General features: G+C 42.0%; 19 protein-coding genes and 1 tRNA gene. 11 read left to right on the forward strand and 9 right to left on the reverse strand.

The features are described 5' to 3' along the window. Window position 1: 1 nt before the first annotated feature. Both hemL and nhaD read left to right on the forward strand, forming a co-directional pair. Window positions 2-1,294: a glutamate-1-semialdehyde 2,1-aminomutase gene (gene hemL, locus Q4591_RS00525; RefSeq protein ID WP_102439265.1), complete on the forward strand. Its 1,293-nt coding sequence runs from the start codon at window positions 2-4 to the stop codon at window positions 1,292-1,294. Window positions 1,295-1,482: 188 nt separating this feature from the next. Continuing rightward, window positions 1,483-2,730 (forward strand): sodium:proton antiporter NhaD, encoded by a 1,248-nt coding sequence (nhaD, locus tag Q4591_RS00530; RefSeq protein WP_102439266.1) that lies wholly within the window; start codon window positions 1,483-1,485, stop codon window positions 2,728-2,730. A 162-nt stretch (window positions 2,731-2,892) separates the two neighbouring features. On the opposite strand, the gene Q4591_RS00535 is transcribed toward nhaD, so the two are convergent. Continuing rightward, window positions 2,893-4,044: a general secretion pathway protein GspB gene (locus Q4591_RS00535; RefSeq protein WP_102531388.1), complete on the reverse strand. Its 1,152-nt coding sequence runs from the start codon at window positions 4,042-4,044 to the stop codon at window positions 2,893-2,895. Continuing rightward, window positions 4,044-5,660 carry an ExeA family protein gene (locus tag Q4591_RS00540; protein WP_303458828.1) on the reverse strand — a complete coding sequence of 539 codons (1,617 nt, stop codon included), beginning with the start codon at window positions 5,658-5,660 and terminating at the stop codon, window positions 4,044-4,046. Before Q4591_RS00540 ends, Q4591_RS00535 begins: the two co-directional genes overlap by 1 nt. 142 nt (window positions 5,661-5,802) lie before the next feature. Here Q4591_RS00540 and Q4591_RS00545 point away from each other — a divergent pair, with 142 nt between their 5' ends. After that, complete coding sequence (locus tag Q4591_RS00545; protein ID WP_303445541.1) at window positions 5,803-7,032, forward strand: multifunctional CCA addition/repair protein; 1,230 nt, start codon at window positions 5,803-5,805, stop codon at window positions 7,030-7,032. Between the two features lie 276 nt (window positions 7,033-7,308). After that, window positions 7,309-7,575, forward strand: a complete 267-nt coding sequence (locus Q4591_RS00550) for an Lpp/OprI family alanine-zipper lipoprotein (protein WP_076542485.1) — start codon at window positions 7,309-7,311, stop codon at window positions 7,573-7,575. Window positions 7,576-7,730: 155 nt separating this feature from the next. Here Q4591_RS00550 and Q4591_RS00555 read toward each other — a convergent pair whose 3' ends face one another. The 4 genes from Q4591_RS00555 to folB all read right to left on the reverse strand — a co-directional run bounded on the left by Q4591_RS00555 (window position 7,731) and on the right by folB (window position 10,425). Next, on the reverse strand, window positions 7,731-8,558 hold the full coding sequence (locus Q4591_RS00555) for a methyltransferase domain-containing protein (protein WP_102439270.1): 828 nt from the start codon (window positions 8,556-8,558) through the stop codon (window positions 7,731-7,733). 127 nt (window positions 8,559-8,685) lie between these two features. Continuing rightward, window positions 8,686-9,486, reverse strand: coding sequence for an undecaprenyl-diphosphate phosphatase (locus Q4591_RS00560; protein ID WP_102439271.1), 801 nt, complete (start codon window positions 9,484-9,486; stop codon window positions 8,686-8,688). A gap of 17 nt (window positions 9,487-9,503) precedes the next feature. Next, complete coding sequence (folK, locus tag Q4591_RS00565; protein WP_102439272.1) at window positions 9,504-10,007, reverse strand: 2-amino-4-hydroxy-6-hydroxymethyldihydropteridine diphosphokinase; 504 nt, start codon at window positions 10,005-10,007, stop codon at window positions 9,504-9,506. A gap of 64 nt (window positions 10,008-10,071) precedes the next feature. Continuing rightward, window positions 10,072-10,425 carry a dihydroneopterin aldolase gene (folB, locus tag Q4591_RS00570; protein ID WP_102439273.1) on the reverse strand — a complete coding sequence of 118 codons (354 nt, stop codon included), beginning with the start codon at window positions 10,423-10,425 and terminating at the stop codon, window positions 10,072-10,074. Window positions 10,426-10,666: 241 nt separating this feature from the next. Here folB and plsY point away from each other — a divergent pair, with 241 nt between their 5' ends. Beyond that, window positions 10,667-11,275, forward strand: coding sequence for a glycerol-3-phosphate 1-O-acyltransferase PlsY (gene plsY / locus Q4591_RS00575; protein ID WP_102439274.1), 609 nt, complete (start codon window positions 10,667-10,669; stop codon window positions 11,273-11,275). 90 nt (window positions 11,276-11,365) lie between these two features. Here the strand turns inward: plsY and tsaD are convergent, their stop codons facing one another. After that, on the reverse strand, window positions 11,366-12,379 hold the full coding sequence (tsaD, locus tag Q4591_RS00580) for a tRNA (adenosine(37)-N6)-threonylcarbamoyltransferase complex transferase subunit TsaD (RefSeq protein ID WP_076541076.1): 1,014 nt from the start codon (window positions 12,377-12,379) through the stop codon (window positions 11,366-11,368). A gap of 237 nt (window positions 12,380-12,616) precedes the next feature. On the opposite strand from tsaD, the gene rpsU reads away from it, so the two are divergent. The 6 genes from rpsU to Q4591_RS00610 all read left to right on the forward strand — a co-directional run bounded on the left by rpsU (window position 12,617) and on the right by Q4591_RS00610 (window position 18,669). Continuing rightward, a complete protein-coding gene (gene rpsU / locus Q4591_RS00585; protein WP_055024252.1) occupies window positions 12,617-12,832 on the forward strand; it encodes a 30S ribosomal protein S21 in 216 nt (71 codons plus the stop codon). A 7-nt stretch (window positions 12,833-12,839) separates the two neighbouring features. Beyond that, the gene (locus Q4591_RS00590) at window positions 12,840-13,283 is read left to right on the forward strand and encodes a GatB/YqeY domain-containing protein (protein WP_102439276.1); all 444 of its coding nucleotides are present in this window, start codon (window positions 12,840-12,842) and stop codon (window positions 13,281-13,283) included. 84 nt (window positions 13,284-13,367) lie between these two features. Next, window positions 13,368-15,095 (forward strand): DNA primase, encoded by a 1,728-nt coding sequence (gene dnaG, locus Q4591_RS00595; RefSeq protein ID WP_102439277.1) that lies wholly within the window; start codon window positions 13,368-13,370, stop codon window positions 15,093-15,095. A gap of 144 nt (window positions 15,096-15,239) precedes the next feature. After that, window positions 15,240-17,069 carry an RNA polymerase sigma factor RpoD gene (gene rpoD, locus Q4591_RS00600; RefSeq protein ID WP_102439278.1) on the forward strand — a complete coding sequence of 610 codons (1,830 nt, stop codon included), beginning with the start codon at window positions 15,240-15,242 and terminating at the stop codon, window positions 17,067-17,069. A gap of 215 nt (window positions 17,070-17,284) precedes the next feature. Beyond that, window positions 17,285-17,361, forward strand: a tRNA-Ile gene (locus Q4591_RS00605). A gap of 414 nt (window positions 17,362-17,775) precedes the next feature. Continuing rightward, on the forward strand, window positions 17,776-18,669 hold the full coding sequence (locus tag Q4591_RS00610; RefSeq protein WP_303458830.1) for a polysaccharide lyase family 7 protein: 894 nt from the start codon (window positions 17,776-17,778) through the stop codon (window positions 18,667-18,669). Window positions 18,670-18,801: 132 nt separating this feature from the next. Here the strand turns inward: Q4591_RS00610 and Q4591_RS00615 are convergent, their stop codons facing one another. Both Q4591_RS00615 and Q4591_RS00620 read right to left on the reverse strand, forming a co-directional pair. Continuing rightward, entirely contained in the window at window positions 18,802-19,527 is a 726-nt protein-coding gene (locus Q4591_RS00615; protein WP_102438751.1) for a DUF599 domain-containing protein, read from the reverse strand. 156 nt (window positions 19,528-19,683) lie between these two features. Further along, window positions 19,684-21,132 carry an NAD-dependent succinate-semialdehyde dehydrogenase gene (locus tag Q4591_RS00620; protein ID WP_303410451.1) on the reverse strand — a complete coding sequence of 483 codons (1,449 nt, stop codon included), beginning with the start codon at window positions 21,130-21,132 and terminating at the stop codon, window positions 19,684-19,686. Window positions 21,133-21,161: the final 29 nt, after the last annotated feature.

Genomic DNA, 21,161 nt, shown 5'->3' on the forward strand with positions numbered 1-21,161 from the left:
CATGACCCGCTCAGAAGCGCTTTTTGAACAGGCTAAACAAACCATCCCTGGTGGCGTTAACTCTCCAGTCCGTGCATTTAATGGTGTCGGTGGCTCGCCACTGTTTATCGAAAAAGCCGATGGTGCATATATCTTTGACGCTGATGGTAAAAAATACATCGATTACGTTGGTTCTTGGGGCCCAATGATCCTTGGCCACAATCACCCACAAATTCGCCAAGCAGTATTAGACGCTGTGGAAAATGGCCTTTCATTTGGTGCGCCGACTGAACTTGAAGTCAAAATGGCTGAAAAAGTGATTGAGATGGTGCCATCAATTGAACAAGTTCGTATGGTAAGTTCTGGTACTGAAGCGACCATGAGTGCGATTCGTTTAGCACGTGGCTTCACTAACCGTGACAAAATCCTTAAATTTGAGGGTTGTTACCATGGCCATGCTGACTGTTTATTAGTAAAAGCAGGTTCTGGCGCGTTAACTTTAGGTCAACCTAGCTCACCAGGTATCCCTGAAGATTTTGCAAAGCACACACTTACCGCGGTTTATAACGACCTAGATTCAGTACGTGCTATCTTCGAGCAACACCCTGAAGCGATTTCTTGTATTATTCTTGAGCCAGTTGCTGGCAACATGAACTGTATTCCTCCGGTTGCCGGCTTCTTAGAAGGCCTGCGAGCAATTTGTGATGAATTCGGCGCATTGATGATCATTGATGAAGTAATGACAGGCTTCCGCGTGTCTAAAAGCGGCGCTCAAGGTCACTACAATGTGAAACCAGATCTTACTACCCTAGGTAAAGTAATCGGTGGCGGCATGCCAGTGGGCGCTTTTGGTGGTCGTAAAGATGTGATGCAGTTTATTGCACCTACTGGCCCAGTTTACCAAGCAGGTACTTTATCAGGTAACCCAATTGCGATGACTGCAGGTCTTGCACAAATGGAAGCCCTTTGCCAAGACGGTCTTTATGACGAGTTAGCAGCAAAAACTAAACGTATTGCAGAAGGCTTTAAAGCCGCTGCAGACAAGCACGGTATACCACTTAACATTAACTATGTTGGCGGCATGTTTGGCTTCTTCTTCACTGAAGACACCAGCCCTATTACTAGTTTTGATCAAGTGACTAAGTGCAACATGGAGCATTTCCGTAACTTCTATCACCTTATGCTAGATGAAGGCGTTTACTTAGCACCAAGTGCTTATGAAGCAGGCTTCTTATCAATGGCTCATGGCGAAGAAGAACTTGAAATGACCCTAGCGGCAGCAGATAAAGCTTTTGCGGCGTTAAAAGCACTGTAATCGCCCGATAAAATAAAAGGGGTTGATAGCATTGCTATCAACCCCTTTTTTAACCAAATAAGAACAAAGTTGCAACAACCCTGTTTATGTGATGAAATTCCGCGCACTGAAACAAACCAATATTAACTTGGTTTGCCTACTTTCATTTTAGCAATCTAGCTTTGCTAAGCAGCAATGGAAATATCAATATGTTTGAAGTCTTTCTCATATCGCTGGCAGTACTTGCCTTACTCAGTATTGTGTTTGAAGAAGTCACTCATATTAACAAAGCCAAAACCACGCTATTTCTCGGCTGTATTGCTTGGATTAGTTTATTCATCTCTGCTGCTGGCACCGACAAAACCCCATTCATTGCCGCAGAGTTAAACGACAATTTACTGGAAATTGCCACCTTGTGGTTATTTCTCATGTCGACAATGACCTTTGTGGCTTATCTCAACGCCAAAGGCATGATCCAGCTGTTAGTACAAAAAATCTTTCCGCAGCAAGTTTCTGTCAGAATGCTGATGCTGCAAGTCGGCCTTTTTGCACTGGTACTATCCACCTTCTGTGACAATGTCACTGCCACCTTGGTGTCCTTAGGCTTATTAACCACATTTAATTTAGCAAGTCGAATGCGTCGCCGTATGGCAGTATTAATTATCTTCGCGGTTAACTCAGGCGGAGTAGCCTTGATAACGGGTGATGTCACCACCTTAATGATATTTCTTGCCGGTAAAGTGCAAATGTCACAACTACTGATTTTGTTTTTACCTGCCGGCATTAGTGTGATGCTATTAGCGCTGTTGTTCTCTCTAAACGCTGAAGGTCATGTCAGTACCACACCGGTAGATAAACAACTAAACCCTATTGATATCATTATCGGACTGATTTTCTTAGTCACGATTGTTCTGACAATGCTATTTAATATCTTATTTGATATTCCGCCCGTGCTTACCTTTCTTGCTGGATTATCGGTGATGTTTTTAGTTGGGCGTACCAGTCACACTAAAAAAGAAGAAATTCAAATTTTAGAGTACATTCGCCAAGTAGAATTTGACACTTTACTATTCTTTTTAGGGATTTTATTGCTTGTAGGCATGCTCAAGGAAATTGGCACTTTGGAGCTACTGACGCAGGCTTATGGGCTGTATAACCCAGCGATATCGAACTATTTTGCCGGAGTAGGCTCAGCAATTTTAGATAACGTACCACTGACTGCGGCGCTACTTAAAGCAGAGCCAGTACTCACCACAGCCCAATGGTTAGGTTTAACCTATTCTGTCGGTGTCGGAGGCTCACTACTAGTCATTGGCTCTGCTGCGGGGATTATTGCCATGAGTAAGATAAAAGAGCTCACCTTTGTGAGTTACTTAAAATACTTTCCTGCATTATTACTGTGTTACTCCGTGGGTTATGGCTTAACGATTTTAATCGCTAATCAGATCCATAGCTAAGGTGTTAGCTTTCAGACTAAGCGCTAAAATAATCAGAGCTAATAACTAAGCGCTAATAGTCTGTGCAGGCCCGATACTCTGCGCTAGTAGCACACATAAAACAATAAAGGCGCCATTGGCGCCTTTATTAAAATCAGAGATTAACTAAAGAAGTTACCCAAACTAAATTGCTGGCACTTTAAACTCTGAGCCATCGATTTCAAGTACCACATCTCTGGGTCTAATTTCGATAATTTTAAGCTTACCACTGATCACATCGCCTTCTTGAAGCTCTGCACCATCAATGTTTAACCAGCGATTATTTGCATCAGAAGAATAGACATGAGCCTGAATATTAAACTCTGGTACTTGTAATTGCACACTGGCAGGTAGCTCACCGTATTTAGGGATGCTATCTGATTTCGGAGTAGGGATTGGGTCAAACTCAGCTTCAGTCACAGGTTTATTGGCTGATTCTTCATATTCAACATCTTTAAGAGCGGCTTGAAAAGCGGCCATTAAATTATTCGATTGCTCAGCAGTTAACTGATTTTTTTCTGGGGTGTTTTGGGTAGCGGTCACTTCATTGCTCACGCCTTGCTGCTCAAAATTGACGTTTTCAGCTGCGGTTGCCACTTTCATCTGCAGTGCAGTTAAATCCGATGTTTGCTTGTAGTTAGAATTGGCCCCTAAAATAATCGCATCTTCGCCATAGAGCGCGGTTAACTCAGCGGCAGTTAACTGCCTTTGGGAGTTATTCGAGCTAGCATTTGCAGTACCTGTTGAACTTACAGCGGTGGCTGCAAGCTCATTTTGCGATAGTGAGCTTACTTGACCTCGATTACTCTCATTCAAGCGATATTCATACTGGGTATTATCACCACTATTTGATGGACTCTTTGCAGGTGAATCACTTGAAGATAAGCTATTTAAAGACGAGTTATTTGAAGATAAGTCATAGCCAGCAACAGCTTGTGGTTTTGCCAAGGGCAAAGCCACTTTATTGGCAATTCTTATCTCACCACTATCTGCTTGAGCGGTATTGGAACTCTGGCTTTGCTGCGATGTGGCTTGCTTAACAGCTTCATTTTCCTGACTAGAACTTACCCCTGAATTCGCCGTTAAAGTCGGTTTCACTAATCTCGCTAAGCCCCAAGCAGATAACACACCTAATAAGATCACTGAGATTAACACCAGCGCCTTGCCCCAAAGCTGACGTAACCAATGCTGGTTAGTCGCTGGTTTATAACCAGCCCTTGGGGTTAATACCGCATCAGGTAATTCGCCCATCTGTTGCTGTTTTTCTTTGGTCACGGCATCTAATAAAATAGACATTAGCTGCGCCCTACTTTAGTTAATCTTGGGCCTTGCTTGCTGAGGTATAAGTTAAGCTGCACCAAGGTTTGGTTCCCTGCTATGCCATCAGATTTAAGTCCATGTTGACGCTGAAAGGCCATTAAATCTTGCTCTAAGGTATCATCGAAACGGTTTAATAATCTCGGCGCTCGTTGTTGCACCAAGGCTAAGTTATTTTCTAACCATTGAATTTGCGACAAACTGGATGTTTGACCAATTTCACTTGGCATTACTCCATCGGTTTGCCATAAAATTTCAAAGGTGCCGCTAAAATGACGGTTAAACCAATCCTTGCTGACCCAAAGCTGCTGCTCATTTAATTGCAGTAAGACTTGCTCACCTTCGCGAGCTACCACAACCCCATAGAATTGCTTAGCTTGCTGATCTTCTAAATACACCACCGCCGGGTAATTAAGCCTTGCAATACTGTTCCAGTTCCCCTGCTGCTGATGGCACAACAGCCCTTGCTCAGTCGCTGCTTGGCAAGAAGATAAACCAATAATGGGTTGTTTTCCCCATAAGGCAAACAGTCCAGCAAATGCATTATCAATGCTGCGACTTTTCGCCATTGCGGCGCGGACAATGCTTTGATTGCGATTAGCTTGTGTTGATGCCACAGAGGCAACATCTTCAATAACAGCTACTTTATCAACCGCTTGTTTATTGACTAAAGCACTCGCCTGCTCTGAGCCGACCTGTTGAGGAAAAAAGCCATAAAAAGACACCCCAAAGGTAATCACTAATGTCGCAGCAATGGTTAAAGGCCAATGGGAGCGAGTCTCAACCGGCATTTCCCCTAATACTTCAGCAGCAGCTTGCTTAACCATATGCTGATCGATTGGCACTTTTGATTGGCCATAACCGGCCATTAAGGCTCGTTCACACAACAGGTTAGTTAAGCGTGGAATACCGCCACTGTACTTATGTAATGCTTTGCAGGCTTTTTTAGAAAATAACGGCTCAAAACGCCCAGCGACTTGTAATCGATGTTGAACATACAAGGCTATCTCTTCAACGGTCAAAGGCAACAAATGATATCTTGCGGTAATTCGCTGGGCTAACTGACGTAGCTCTTGACGCTTAAGCAGTTGCTGTAATTCTGGCTGGCCAATAAGAATCACTTGCAGCAGTTTTTTGGTATCTGTTTCAAGGTTAGTCAGTAATCTTAGTTGCTCTAACACCTCAGGGCGCAAATGCTGCGCTTCATCGATAATTAATACGGTATTGCGGCCATTTTTATGATTATTGAGTAAATACTGGCTGATTAAGTCGGTCAGTTGTTTAATTGATGGAGCATCACCATAGCTAATGGCAAGTTCATCACACAAGGTTGCCAGTAACTCTTGTTCAGTTAATGAAGGATTAAGTATAAAAGCAGTATCCGTGTGCTCAGGTAATTGCTTTAATAAACAACGTGACACAGTGGTTTTGCCAGTGCCAACCTCACCAGTTAATAACACGAAGCCACCGGTCTCGCCCAGACCATAGGTTAAATGCGCTAATGCTTCTCGGTGACGGTCGCTTAAGAACAAATAATGTGGGTTGGGTGCGATTGAAAATGGATTATCATTTAATCCATAAAATGCTTTATACATCGGGCCAAAAATCCTTATCTATAACTGACGGCTCAAGTTATATCTTGCCGTACTGCTTGTCAAAATTTAGCAGCAGAAATGTTAGTCGTGCTAAGATTTATCTTAAGATACTTAAGATAAAGCTCCTTAGGCAAAAACATTTATGAAAATCTATTTAGTGGGTGGCGCTGTACGTGACGGCATTTTATCACTTCCAGTCAAAGATAAAGACTATGTGGTAGTGGGCGGTTCAACCGAGGAGATGTTCGCCCTTGGCTATAGTCAAGTTGGCCGTGATTTCCCCGTTTTTTTGCACCCTAAAACCCAACAAGAATATGCCTTAGCACGTACCGAAAGAAAAAGCGGCCAGGGGTATTCTGGTTTTAGCTGCGATGCCAATAAAGAGGTAACACTGGAACAGGATTTACTGCGTCGCGATCTAACCATTAATGCCATGGCCCAAGATGACCAAGGCAATCTATACGATCCCTATGGCGGCATGGCGGATATTGAAAGTCGCCAATTACGCCATGTGTCGGATGCATTCATTGAAGATCCATTACGGGTTCTGCGGGTTGCCCGATTCGCGGCGCGTTTTGCCCACCTTGGTTTTACTATCGCCCAAGAAACAATAGCACTGATGCAAAGTATCTGTGACTCAGGCGAGTTAGCGTATTTAACGCCTGAGCGCGTGTGGCAAGAGCTAGATAAAGCTTTAAGTAGTCAGAACCCTGAAGTCTTTTTTGAGCAGCTGCGTAGTTGTGGGGCGCTTAAGGTGCTATTTCCAGAGATAGATGCCTTGTTCGGCGTACCTCAACCTGAAAAATGGCATCCAGAAATTGACTCAGGCATTCATACCATGATGGTATTGCAAGCCTCGGCTAAGCTCACTGATAAAAAAACCATTCGTTTTGCCGCTTTGCTTCATGATTTAGGTAAGGCCATCACCCCTACAGAGCTTTGGCCAAAACATCATGGGCACGGCCAAAAGGGCTTACCGATAATCAAAAAGCTAGTACAAAGAATTAAAGCCCCAAATGAATACAAGGAATTGGCACTGCTGTGCAGCGACCAACATCAAAATATCCATAATGCGCTAGAGTTACGCGCTGAAACCATTATAAAGATTTTTGATAAGGGTGATTTTTGGCGCAAACCGCAACGCTTAACAGACTTACTATTATGTTGTCAGGCCGATATTCAAGGTCGAACAGGTTTTGAGCAAGCGCAGTATCCTCAAAGCGAGTTTTTAACCCATTGCTTTAACATTGCTAAAGAGGTCGATGTGCAACAGGTGATTAGTGATGGGTTTAAGGGCGCAGAAATTAAACAGCAGTTGAGCATACGCAGAGCTGAGGCCATTAGCCTGTATAAAAAAAGCCAAGTACAATAAGCGTTGCAATTGTAACGTTTAAGCATTCGTGATGCACTAAACGAAACCTTAGCACTACTTCAATATCAGAGTGATTAACCTAATACTAACGCCGTAGATTATGCCTTTTTACAAATTTCTACAGATGAATATCCTTATATTAATTGGGTTTACGCTGTTTTTTATGATTTTTTTTGCCATTTTGTGTAGCAAAATACAATAGCTGTGACATAATTAAAAGGCTGTTGGGTATTACGCCTCAGCAACTTATTACAACCTATAATGAAGGGATTTTCCATGAACAAGAAAGTATTAATGATTGCTGGTGTTGCTATGACTGCTCTTATCGGTGGTTGTGCAAACACTACTGCTTTAGAAGAAAGTGTTGCTAACCTAGGTAACAAAGTTGATCAACTATCTTCTGAAGTTAGCTCTTTAAAATCAGAGCAAAGCAAATTATCTGCTGATGTGAAAGATTCTAAAGCAGCTTCTATGGACGCTCAAGCTGAAGCTAAGCGTGCAAACGATCGCATCGATAACATGGCTTCTTCTTACAAAAAGTAAGAAACCATGAAAATTAGCTTATTTTTATAGGTTGATTATTAAGGCTTGAACATAGTAAACAGACTTAAGTCGTTTACCATTTCAAGCCTTAATTGTATCTGCAGGATTAAATCAACATAAGGGCATGCCGCGCAAACGTTAACTCTGTAATAAACTTACTTGGCTTCTGCTAGCTTTGCAGTAATCAATACATAATCAAATTCTAACCCTGTCACAGGATGACTCTTAATTTGATGCTTTAATTGATCATTAACCCGCCATGCAAGGTGGTTCATCTCCAACAGTGTCATCGCTTGTTCGCCGCTCACATCACCAGTAAAGCTAATCGATTTTGTATTAACCACTTCAATCTGCTTGGGTAAATTCAACTGCAATGGCTTTTCCGCTAAATTGTCATATACCTGCTGCTTCAGTTGCCATAAATGCCGAGGACCGGGCACTAACATTAATAATCGACCGCTGTCTTTTAACACCCTTAGGCACTCTTTACCTTTTAAAGCCACGTCAAATAGCGACACGATATCTAAACTGTTATCAGCAAAAGGTAACTTCTTATAAGGGGTAAGGATTAGACTAGCTGGGGTATTTTCTTTGCTGGCTGCAAATAGTGCGTTCTCAGCTTCTGAAACGCCCCAATGGCTAACATCAACATTAGTGCTGGTAGCAAGGTGTCGCAAATATAGACCATCTGCACAGCTAAAATTCAGGTGCTGTAGTTCGGTGCGCCCATCAATCAATTGATTAAATGACTCACTCAGTTTATCCATTAACGGTTTAAATAAGTCTTCAGCCATAAGAAAGCGTTTCGAGCGCAGTTGCTGACGTGACTCATTCGCGCCCTTGAACTTGGTTGAGGTAACAAAGGATAAATAGCCTTGGGCATTTTTATCAATATGATGCTTATTATCACAATAGTAGCCTGCTGAGGCCTGATGATAATGCAATGCTGTCGCACACTTAGGGCAGATCAAAATTGAGTTCATTACAGAAAACGTCCTAGACTTTACAGCTAAATTTAAGGAATAAAAAACGGGTGATAACACCCGTTTTTTATTTTATTAATCATTGATGATTTTGTCTCTCATAATGATTAATCTATTGTGGTTTATATTACAGGAATATAAAGCCACATAATACTGCGCCAAGAGTTAGGCGATACAGCACAAATGGGGTCATGCCAATCTTGCTGATAATTTTCAAGAAAAAGTAAATACAAGTATAGGCTGCAAAAAACGAAACCACGATACCCAGTAGCACCTCACCGTAATTAATCACCAAGTCACTTGAAACGGCATCTTTAGTCATTAAAATCGCCGCACCTAAAATCACCGGTATTGACATTAAAAATGAAAAGCGTGCTGCAGCTTCTTTGTTTAGACCTAACATCAAAGCGGCGGTGATGGTAATACCTGAACGTGACGTGCCTGGAATAATCGCCAACGCTTGAGCAAAACCAATTAATAGCGCCTTTCTCCAACCGGTTTGATACTCGGTTAGCTCATTACGGGCCATTTTATCACCGACCCACAACAGCAAACCAAATATAACTGTTGTGATAGCAATTACCCCAGGGCCACGAAGGTAGGTTTCGATTAAATCTTTTGCCATAAAGCCAAAGAACACCGCCGGTAATGTCGCTAAAATGATCCACCAAGCTAATTTACTGTCTTGGGTATGAACACCTTTAACCATGCTCGCTATCCACGCATTGAGCATGAGCCATATTTCTTTTCTAAAATAGATCACTACCGCTAATAATGAACCAATATGAACAGCGACATCAAAGAAAAGACCTTGATCTTGCCAGCCTAAAACTTGCGCCGGCAAAATCAGGTGAGCGGAGCTTGAAATCGGTAAAAACTCTGTTAGCCCTTGAATGATGGCAAGTATAATAACCTGAATGGTTTCCATGATTGTCCTTTATAATATTAACGTGTCAGTGTTGCAGGGAAGTCAAACTCAATCGGCCAAATATGCTGGCTAGATTTATCGTAATTATCCCAAAGTAATTGATAGGGTTGATGCGTTATTGGGTGAGTTAATTGCGGCGCAATTTCTGCCAGCGGCCACAATACAAAAGCATTAAATAAAATCTCACCTCGAGGCAGTTCAACCGGTTGCTGACAAATTTCATTATCATAAAGCAGTAAGTCGATATCTAAACTTCGTGGACTAAATTTTTTTTCACCGCGAATGCGGCCATTTTGCTTTTCTATTCGTTTAAAGCTGGCAACCACCTCAGCAATACTCATATCGGTATCAGCTGCGGCCACCATATTTAAAAAATTGGTACCTTGAAACCCAACTGCTTCACTTTCAAACATCCTTGATAACTGTAATGGGCCAAATTGCTGCTGCAAATCAATTAATCCTGACTGCATGTGTGCAACAGGGTCAATATTAGTGCCTAGACTGATATAAATACGTGCCATTAACTCACTCTGTAATATAAAGAACAAACATGAAAAGATGATTAAATAGTGCTAAAACATGTTACTAAAATTGACCGCGCTCAATAACCACACCAACAGAGACTGCAGTAGGTACCGCACCAGGTTTCATCACTGTCACTTTAACGCCTTCAACCTTAAATTCAGTCATCAAACACTCGGCAATCATTTCTGCGACAGTTTCAATTAGCTCAACGGGTTTTTGAGTGATTAATGCAGTGAGGCGATTAGACACACTTTCGTAGCACAAGGCATGTTGATAATCATCAGTGGCAGCAGCCATTTTATTATCCCAAGCCATATCTAAATCGATGAGCAATATTTGCTGTATTTGTTTTTCCCACTCGTAGATCCCTATTACAGTTTCAATTTTTAGCTCGCGAATAAGTACTTTATCCATGCTTTCTCCGAGTTTTACTCATTTTTTTAAAAAAACAGCCTAAAAAAGCTGATAATGACATCAATTAACCGTTATCATGATTTTTGTCTTTTTCCTGAGCAACTAAAGCAGTAGGATAATGGCTAGCTATTTATGAATGATAACCATTCTAAATAGCGTTTTAAAAGCTGATAATAACCATTAAGATCAAGTGATATAAATTAATGGGCGATGATACCCTAAGAAGACTAAGGACACCAATTTGAGCGCTGTTACAATCACAATATTGATGATTATAACCGCCTACCTAGCCGGTTCTATTTCAAGTGCCATTTTGGTTTGTAAATTAAGAGGTTTACCCGACCCTCGCACTGAAGGCTCAGGCAACCCTGGGGCAACCAACGTACTTCGTATCGGTGGCGCAAGCTCTGCTGCCTTAGTTTTATTTTTCGACATGCTTAAAGGTGCCGCGCCCAGCTATTGCAGCTACTTACTCGGTCAAGATGCGGTGTCATTAGGGCTCATTGCCATCGCAGCTTGTTTAGGCCACATCTATCCGCTCTTTTTTAACTTTCAAGGCGGCAAAGGCGTAGCGACTGCCTTTGGCGCGATGGCTCCTATTGGCGGCGATTTAGCCGCCATGTTAATTATTACTTGGTTAGTATTTGTAATTATTACTCGCTATTCATCATTAGCCGCCATTTTAACTGCAATACTTGCACCAGTTTACACATGGTGGTTAGACGAGCGCTTTGTCATTCCAGTGGCAATGCTCTCTTTATTAATTGTCATTCGCCATAAAGATAATATTAAGCGCTTGAGAGTGGGCGAAGAAAGCAAGCTTTCCCGTAAGAAAAAACAAGCTAACTAGTTTTAACTCAAACTATCTAACTGATTATATTATTGATATAAAAAAACCTAAGCCATGGCTTAGGTTTTTTCATATCAGGTAATGACTTAATTACACAGCAGACAAGGTATCTAATGGCCAGCGCGGCTTGCCTTCTACCTCTAACGACTCCACCTGCCCAGCTTTTAAGCGCTGTAAGCCAGCAAAAGCGATCATTGCACCATTATCGGTACAAAACTCACCTCTTGGATAAAACACCTCACCATTTAACTTAGCCATCATGGTCGCTAAATTTTCTCTTAACCGAGTATTAGCGCTCACTCCACCTGCTACAACTAAGCGATTATAACCTGTTTGTTTTAATGCGCGTTGACACTTAATCGCTAAAGTATCCACCACTGCCTCTTCAAAAGCGCGGGCAATATTGGCTCTTGTTTGCTCATCATCAGGCTCTTTAGCGATGGTATTCGCGGTAAAGGTTTTTAAGCCTGAAAAGCTAAAATTAAGCCCTGGTTTATCTGTCATTGGTCGAGGGAATTTATAACCTGCCTCAACACCTTTTGCTGCTAACTTAGCTAAACGTGGCCCACCAGGGTAATCAAGCCCCATCAGCTTAGCGGTTTTATCAAATGCTTCACCAGCAGCATCATCAACCGATTCACCTAACACCTGATAACGGCCAATGCCTTCTACTTGCACTAACATTGAGTGACCGCCAGATACCAGCAGAGCAAGAAAAGGGAACTCAGGCGCATCATCTTCAAGCATTGGCGCTAATAAATGCCCTTCCATATGGTGAACTCCAATTGCAGGCTTGTCCCACGAATATGCCAATGAACGCCCAACACAAGCGCCGACTAATAGCGCGCCAATTAATCCAGGTCCTTTAGTAAAAGCGATGCCATCAATATCATCAACAGTAGAGTTAGCCTCTTTAAGCGCCTGCTTAATCAATGGAATAATTTTACGCACATGATCACGAGATGCTAATTCAGGCACAACACCACCATAATCTGCATGTAATTTCACTTGGCTATATAAAGCATGGGATAATAGTCCCTGCTCATCATCATAAACAGCGATTCCAGTTTCATCGCATGATGTTTCAATACCTAAAACCCGCATAGCATCTCGTCTTGATAAATTTGTAAGGGCGGCAATTCTACCTGTTGAGAAGATTTTATTCCACCAAGCATAATCATCAGTCTCAAAAAAATGACACCTTGATTGTCATTTGCGATTAACAAAGGGGTTTACAAAAGCATCGTAATCGATGTAGAATTCGGCACCATTTTAAATAGCCTTGGTTAATCTACCAAAACAGGTAGTGCCAAATTAACTACACCTAAGGGGTGATGGCGTATGCCAATTATTAAAGTACGTGAAAACGAACCATTCGACGTAGCTCTTCGTCGTTTCAAGCGCTCTTGTGAAAAAGCAGGTATCTTAGCTGATGTTCGCGCTCGTGAATTCTACGAGAAGCCAACTTCTGCACGTAAGCGCGCAAAAGCTGCCGCTGTTAAGCGTCTAGCTAAGAAGCTTTCTCGCGAAAACGCACGTCGCGTACGTTTATACTAATCTCACTATGAGCCTAGTCGAACAGCTAAAAGACCAAATGAAAGAAGCTATGCGTGCCAAAGATAAGGCGCGTTTGGGGACAATTCGTATGGCACTGTCTGCCATTAAACAGATTGAAGTGGATACCCGCGAAACTCTGACTGATGAACAGACAATAGCCGTTTTAACCAAAATGGTAAAACAACGTCGCGATTCTATAACTCAGTATGAGTCAGCAAATCGCCCGGAGTTAGCAGCAGCTGAAGCAGCAGAGATTCAAGTCATTGAAACTTTCTTGCCTTCTCCTTTAACAGAAGAAGAAGTTGCCGCAATCATTGATGAAGCTATCTCTCAGGTAGGTGCATCAACCATGGCGGATATGGGCAAAGTAATGGGAGCATTAAAATCTAAGGTTCAAGGTCGTGCAGATATGGGTGCCATTGGCAGTCTAATCCGTGCTAAATTAAACTAACAGATCGTTAATGTGTGAATAAGCCGTGCACCTTGCACGGCTTGTTTGTTTTATCTATTTGGTAATGCGAGACCTATAGCATTTATGGCGATACCTCGTGACTTTATCAATGAGCTAATAGCTCGAACTGACATTGTTGATCTAATTGATCACCGTGTACCTTTGAAAAAAGCAGGGAAAAATCACTCTGCATGTTGTCCTTTTCATAGCGAAAAATCACCTTCTTTTACCGTCAGTCAAGACAAGCAATTTTACCACTGCTTTGGTTGTGGTGCTCATGGCAACGCCATTGATTTTATCATGGAATATGATCGACTAGAATTTGTCGATGCCATTGAAGAGCTTGCCGGTAAACTCGGACTCGAGGTACCAAGAGAGCAAGGTACTGGTCCTAAAAAAGATCAAAGTTTAAGTCGTGACTTATACCAATTGATGGAAGAAGCGAATCTTTATTATCAAAATCAATTGCGTCAACACAGCGACAAACAAAAAGTTGTAGATTATTTAGAATTCAGAGGGCTCTCCAGTGATGTTGTAGAGCATTTTGGAATCGGTTTTGCGCCAGATGGTTGGGATGGACTATTAAGTCGATATCGCCAAAACCCTGCAGCACAAGACAAATTACTCACCGCCGGAATGCTAATTGCCAACGATAATGGCAAGCGATATGACCGCTTTCGCGATCGGTTAATGTTTCCTATTCGCGACCGCAGAGGCCGAGTTGTTGGCTTTGGTGGTCGAGTTTTAGGCGATGGAACACCAAAGTACTTGAATTCGCCAGAAACGCCCATATTTCATAAGGGAAATGAGCTTTACGGTCTTTACGAACTCAAGCAAACCCATAGAGACCCACAACAAGTATTAATTGTTGAAGGCTATATGGACGTTGTGGCACTTGCCCAATTTGGTGTTGATTATGCCGTTGCATCACTTGGCACAGCAACAACCGCTGAACAATTTCAGCTGTTAGTGCGTAGTGCTAAAGAAGTCATTTGTTGTTACGACGGTGACCGAGCAGGTAAAGAAGCCGCTTGGCGTGCACTAGAAACCGCACTGCCTTTATTAAAGCCTGGTGATGTCGTTAGGTTTATGTTTTTACCTCAAGGCGAAGATCCAGATACCATGGTTCGCCAAGTAGGCAAAGACGGTTTTGAAGAGTTAATGGTCAGCGCCCTCGACTTACCGGCGTTTTTATTTGAGACCTTAACCAGTAAATTCGGTAGTGATAAAAGCTCATTGGCTAAACAAGCTATGTCGCTAATCGAACGTGTTCAAGACACTGTGTTACAGAATTTATTATTAGAAAATCTCGCCCATAAAATTGGTATGAATAGCGCAGATGATCTAAAGAAAAAGTTAGGTTTTGCAGTAAAACAGCAACAACCTATGAATAAAAAAGGTTTACAAGGGCGTGGTACCCCACTGCGATTAGCCATTGCATTATTAGTACAACGTCCAGAGTTAGGATATGGCTTAGCTGTACAACCCTCACTTGCACATTTAAAGATTGCTGGCATCGAATTGCTCAGTGATTTATTGAATTTAACTCGAGACCGAAAGTTAAACAGCGCACAACTACTTGAGATTTATCGTCAGCATGAACAAAAAAATGCGTTGATAAAATTGGCCCAATGGGACCACCAAGTGGCGGATGAAAACCTAGTTCAAGAGTTTAAACAATCCCTGATCTGGTTGAACAATCAATATATTGAACAACGCTATCAGGAACTGAGTCTTAAACAAACTCTAAATAAAGCTGAAAAAATTCAGCTCACGAAGCTTATTTCTATAATGAAAGGCATTGCTAAATAACATCTTTTATTAAAAAAATGTTCCCTTAAGTCATGTCATGGACTAGCGTACTTTAGTTCATAGAGCTATAATTGACGATTTGCTTGACACTTTGCCTCGGCAGGTGTCCAGTCGTTATTTCAGTTACCAACTTGGATGATATCTATGGAGCATACTCCGCAGTCGCAACTTAAATTGTTGCTTGCTAAAGGTAAAGAGCAAGGTTATTTAACCTATGCTGAAGTCAATGACCACTTGCCAGCTGACATGGTCGATTCTGATCAGATTGAAGATATTGTCCAGATGATCAATGACATGGGCATCCGCGTGTTTGAACAAGCGCCAGATGCCGATGACATGATGATGTCTGAGGACAACACCGACGAAGATGCAGCAGAAGAAGCTGCAGCAGCGCTTGCAACGGTAGAAAGTGAATTAGGTCGTACCACTGACCCAGTACGTATGTATATGCGTGAAATGGGTACAGTTGAGTTATTGACTCGCGAAGGCGAAATCGTCATCGCAAAACGTATTGAAGAAGGCATTAATACGGTTCAAAGTTCTGTCTCTGAATATCCGCAAGCGATTGCGATGATTTTAGAGCAGTTTGATAAGTATGAAGCTGACGAAATACGTTTAACTGACATTATCGCAGGTTTTGTTAACCCTGATGATGATGACGTAGCACCAACAGCAACACACGTTGGTTCTGAGTTATCAGAAGAAGAGTTAGAAGACGAAGATGATGCCGAAGATGCTGAAGACGAAGAGGAAGGCCCAAAAGGTCCAGATCCTGAAGAAGCTAAAGAGAAGTTTACTCAATTACGCGAAGTGTTTGAAAAAGGCTTAGCTGTTATTGAGAAAAAAGGCCGTGATCACCCTGAAGCCATCGGTGCTTTATTTGTCATTGGCGAGCTTTTCAAAGAATTCCGTTTAGTACCAAAGCAATTTGATCGCTTAGTAAAAAGCATGCGTTCTATGATGGATCGCGTACGTGTACAAGAGCGTTTAATCCTTAAGCTTTGTGTTGAACAAGCTAAAATGCCAAAGAAAAACTTTGTTAAGTTCTTCACCGGTAATGAAACTGACTTAACTTGGTTCCATGCTGAAATGAGCAGTAATAAGCCTTATGCTGAAGGCTTACGTATGGTTAAAGACGATGTGATTCGTTGTAGCACTAAACTTGCTGCTATCGAAGAAGAAACCGGCTTAGTCATTCGCGCAATTAAAGACATCAACCGTCGTATGTCAATCGGTGAAGCAAGAGCTCGTCGTGCGAAGAAAGAAATGGTTGAAGCGAACTTACGTCTAGTAATTTCTATTGCTAAAAAGTACACCAACCGTGGCTTGCAGTTCTTGGATTTGATTCAAGAAGGTAATATTGGTTTGATGAAAGCTGTAGATAAGTTCGAATACCGTCGTGGTTATAAGTTCTCAACTTATGCAACCTGGTGGATCCGTCAGGCGATTACTCGTTCAATTGCTGACCAAGCACGTACCATTCGTATTCCAGTACACATGATTGAAACGATTAATAAACTTAACCGTATTTCACGTCAGATGTTACAAGAAATGGGCCGCGAACCAACACCTGAAGAATTATCAGAGCGCATGTTAATGCCAGAAGATAAGATCCTTAAAGTGCTGAAAATCGCTAAAGAGCCTATTTCAATGGAAACACCTATTGGTGATGATGAAGATTCGCACTTAGGTGACTTCATTGAAGATAACACGCTTGAGCTACCATTAGACTCAGCAACAAGCGAAAGTCTTAAAAATGCCACTCATGAAGTGCTAGCAGGCCTAACAGCCCGAGAAGCTAAAGTGTTACGTATGCGTTTTGGTATTGATATGAATACCGACCATACCCTTGAAGAAGTGGGTAAACAGTTTGATGTAACGCGTGAACGTATTCGTCAAATTGAAGCAAAAGCACTACGTAAATTGCGTCACCCTTCTCGCTCAGAAATCTTGAAGTCTTTCTTAGACGAATAGAGTCTCACTAAGAAGTTGCAACAATAATGAAAGCCCGTTAATTCGGGCTTTTTTTTGCCTCAAAATTACTTTATTTAATATAAAAAACCTCATGATTGCTTAACAGATAACCAATTGAATCTTTTAGTCACAATTCTCAGCAATTGGCGGGTGACAACCGTGAATAAACTTCGTATACTTCTTTCCGCTTTCGATAGTGACGACTATCTTAAGTCGGCCCCTTAGCTCAGTTGGTTAGAGCATACGACTCATAATCGTCAGGTCCCCAGTTCGAGTCTGGGAGGGGCCACCAATTTATTGATAGGCCGCTTGGATTTATTCAAGCGGCTTTTTCATGTCTAAAATTTTAACTTTAGCGAAATACCAACAAATATCAACATCATCATTCCACGTAGATAGCGGCTGAAAACTCACAAATGATGTAAGTCACTAAATAGTTCTAGCAGCTTTATCATGACTTTAATTCCACTGTGAGCCTAAAGACATCAAACTAACATTCCATTGATTGCAAATAACACTCAAAGCGTTTTTATATTTGGCTGCCTTACTGAAATTTAACAAAAACACATACCCCAAATGATAACTTCACAAAAAATTGATCTAAAACACAGTTTATTTGTATTATTATATTAAATTAAACCTACTACTGTTACATCGCTGTTTGCCATGACATTTTGGCTCAAGGTTTTCGTTAAAAGGAATAAAAATGAAAAAAATAAAACTGTTACCCTTAGCGCTTATTGTTAGTAGTTTACTGGGTGGTTGTGCATCAAGCTCCGAAACGCCAACACCTTCAAATATCGAGATGAAACCAGCAACAGGTGAGCAAGTAGCGCCTGCTGATTATGCAAAATTTTCATCAATATTAAGTGCCTCAAAACTGCAAATATCAACACCAAACGCAAAACCCGGCAGTAAATATGAATTAGCTCAAGACAGCAATTTTAGCGGTATCGTTAATGAGCACTTTTATGTAGATAAAGGCTCTGAAGCCCTGGTCATGAATATGGAAGGTTATAAGTTACGTAACGAACTACGCGTCTTAGAAAACTTCAAATCTGATGAAAGCCAAACTTTTTATCGTCTATCTGCTGATTTAATGCCTATCAATCCACGAGAAGCCGTAGAAAACAGCCCTTCGAAAAATGATGCGATGACCTTCTTACAGGTACACAACAAAGGTACTTTTGACGATGGCAAGCATGGTGTGGGTTATATCCCTCACCCATTACTGCGTGTCGTTTACGAAGCCGACCGAAAAGGCATAAAAGATCATTACTGGGCTATCATCAAAAATAACAATGTGAATTGTGGTAAAGACAGTGGAAACCGCGATACGCCTGTTTGTAAAAATTCGTATGTGAGAATGAATTTAGGGAAGTTTACCCCTGATGTGCCAACGCATTTTGACATCATTGTTGGCGATCAAAAGCTGGTCATTAAAGTTGATGGTGTCACTAAAGTGAAGCATGACATTAGCTACTGGAAAGACATGCTAAGCTACTTCAAAGCTGGGGTTTATAACCAGTTCGAAAACGGTAAAAGCGAAGCTCATTTCTACAATTTAGAATACGCCAAAGACACAAAACAAGCGCAATAAGCTCTCTTTAATTGCTGAGTAATACACCGCATTACAAACCAATGTAAACCGTTCTTATAAACACACGGATTACATTGGTTTTTCCATCTTACCTTGCCATTGAAATAGCTCTAACGGCCCTTAAACAGGTACTTAGTTCTTACTTTCACGTTCCTGTTGAGCGATTTCCAAATAATTTTGCGCCGCAGTAATGGCTTTAACAGCCCGAGAGTTAAACTCTCGATGATAGAGAATATAAACCACCAGCAAGCTGGCTATTATCAGTAAGATGGGGTTCCAAAACCAACAAAGCGCTGCCATGGAAAAGTAATAACTTCGTAAGCCATAATTGTAAGAGTGAGCGGCCTGATCGCCCACCGTGGCCATTTGGCGCGAATACTTTGCCAAGTTTTTATTGCTTCGTGTGCGATCAATGGGCGCTGCGCCAATCATCACATTTAAAAAGCCATATTGACGCATTGACCAAGTAAATTGAAAAAAGGCTAATACAAAAATACTTGCCAGCATAGCCAACTTCACCTGCACTAAGGCATGATTAGGTTCAGCGGCAAAGGGAATAGAGCTGATCACTTCTTCAAGGCGCTCAACTTGAGCAAATAAGGTCAATACACCCGCCAACACCAGTAAGGTGGTTGAGGCAAAAAAAGCGATATTACGTTCTAAGTTTGCCAACAATGCTGCCTCACCCACACGGATCTCCTTGGTCATCACTTCGGCCATCCAATAGATACGATGCTGATGCAAACAGCGGGCGATACAGTTCGTTGTTTTGGCCTTTTTACGGGCAAAAAAAGTGTAACCCACCCAGCATGAGAAGAAACACGCTAAAGCGATAAAATCGATAAAAGAGAAAAGCATAAGACTCAAGCTATTATGGAATTAATGGTTAATTATGCAACACATTACTCTTGCCTTAAATAGCCTTCATGTTATTAACCGCTAAATAATCAAGTTTAATAACAGCTAGGCAGTTATCTGCTTGATTGAAGCGTATATTTACGACCAAGGCAGCCTTTAAACCGCTAAGCAAATATATTTCATTTCAAGATACTCATCGATACCATGATGGGAGCCTTCGCGGCCAAGCCCTGAAGACTTCACTCCGCCAAAGGGGGCGACTTCATTCGAAATTAACCCGGTATTAACCCCAACCATACCGTACTCAAGGGCTTCTGATACTTGATATACGGTAGAGATATCTTTGGCGTAAAAGTAAGCCGCTAAACCAAACTCGGTATCGTTGGCTTGTTTGATCACTTGTTCAACTGAATCAAATTCAAAAATCGCCGCTAACGGCCCAAAGGTTTCTTCTTTGGCCACTTTCATCGACTGCTTTAGATTAACCAATACTGTCGGCTTAAAAAAGTTAGCGCCTAAAGCATCGCCCTTACCACCCAATACAATTTGACCGCCTTGTTGTAGCGCATCATCAATATGAGCTTGCACCTTTGCTACTGCGGCTTGGTTTATTAGTGGTCCAATAGTGACGCCATCATCTAAGCCGTTACCCACTTTGAGCTGCGCTGCTGCTTGGGTAAACTTTGCCACAAATTGCTGATATAAGCCTTTTTGAACATAGATACGATTAGCGCAAACACAGGTTTGTCCGGCATTACGATATTTGGCTTGAATAGCCCCTTCAACTGCCGCGTCAATATCAGCATCATCAAAGACAATAAACGGCGCATTACCACCAAGCTCAAGGGATAGCTTTTTAATACTTGGCGCGCATTGCTGCATCAGCTTTACGCCTACAGCGGTTGAGCCAGTAAAGGACAACTTTCTCACTATGGGGTTAGCACAAAGCTCTGCACCGATGGCGATGGCATCGCCGCTGATCACGTTAAATACCCCAGCAGGAACACCGGCTCGACTTGCAAGCTCAGCTAAGGCTAAGGCGCTAAAGGGGGTTTGCGGCGCAGGTTTAAGCACCATAGTGCAACCCGCTGCTAATGCAGGTGCAGCTTTACGGGTTATCATCGCAAGCGGGAAATTCCACGGCGTAATAGCAGCGGTAACGCCTACGGCCTGCTTAATCACCATAATACGTTTATCAGCTTGATGGGCTGGAATGGTCTCACCATAAACCCGTTTGGCCTCTTCAGCGAACCATTGCACAAAGGAGGCGGCATAAGCGACTTCAGCTTTGGCTTCGGCTAATGGCTTACCTTGCTCTAAGGTCATAATCAGCGCTAAATCATCGCTATGGGCTAATATCAGCTCAAACCAAGTCATTAATATTATTTGGCGCTGTTTAGCTGTGAGTGCTTGCCATGCTGCTAAGGCACTATTGGCGCTTTCAATGGCTTGCTGGGTTTCAGTCTGGCCCATTCTTGGCACTGTACCTAGCTCTTTATTGGTGGCAGGATTAATAATCGTGTCGCAATGGGTCGATATGGCATCACGCCATTGCCCATTGATATAACATTGATGACGTAACAAACTGGGGTCTTGTAAATGCACAATCGTATCCTTTAGCAGCAAAATAGCAG

This window comes from Shewanella sp. 3_MG-2023, assembly GCF_030548765.1.
Lineage (GTDB): Bacteria > Pseudomonadota > Gammaproteobacteria > Enterobacterales > Shewanellaceae > Shewanella.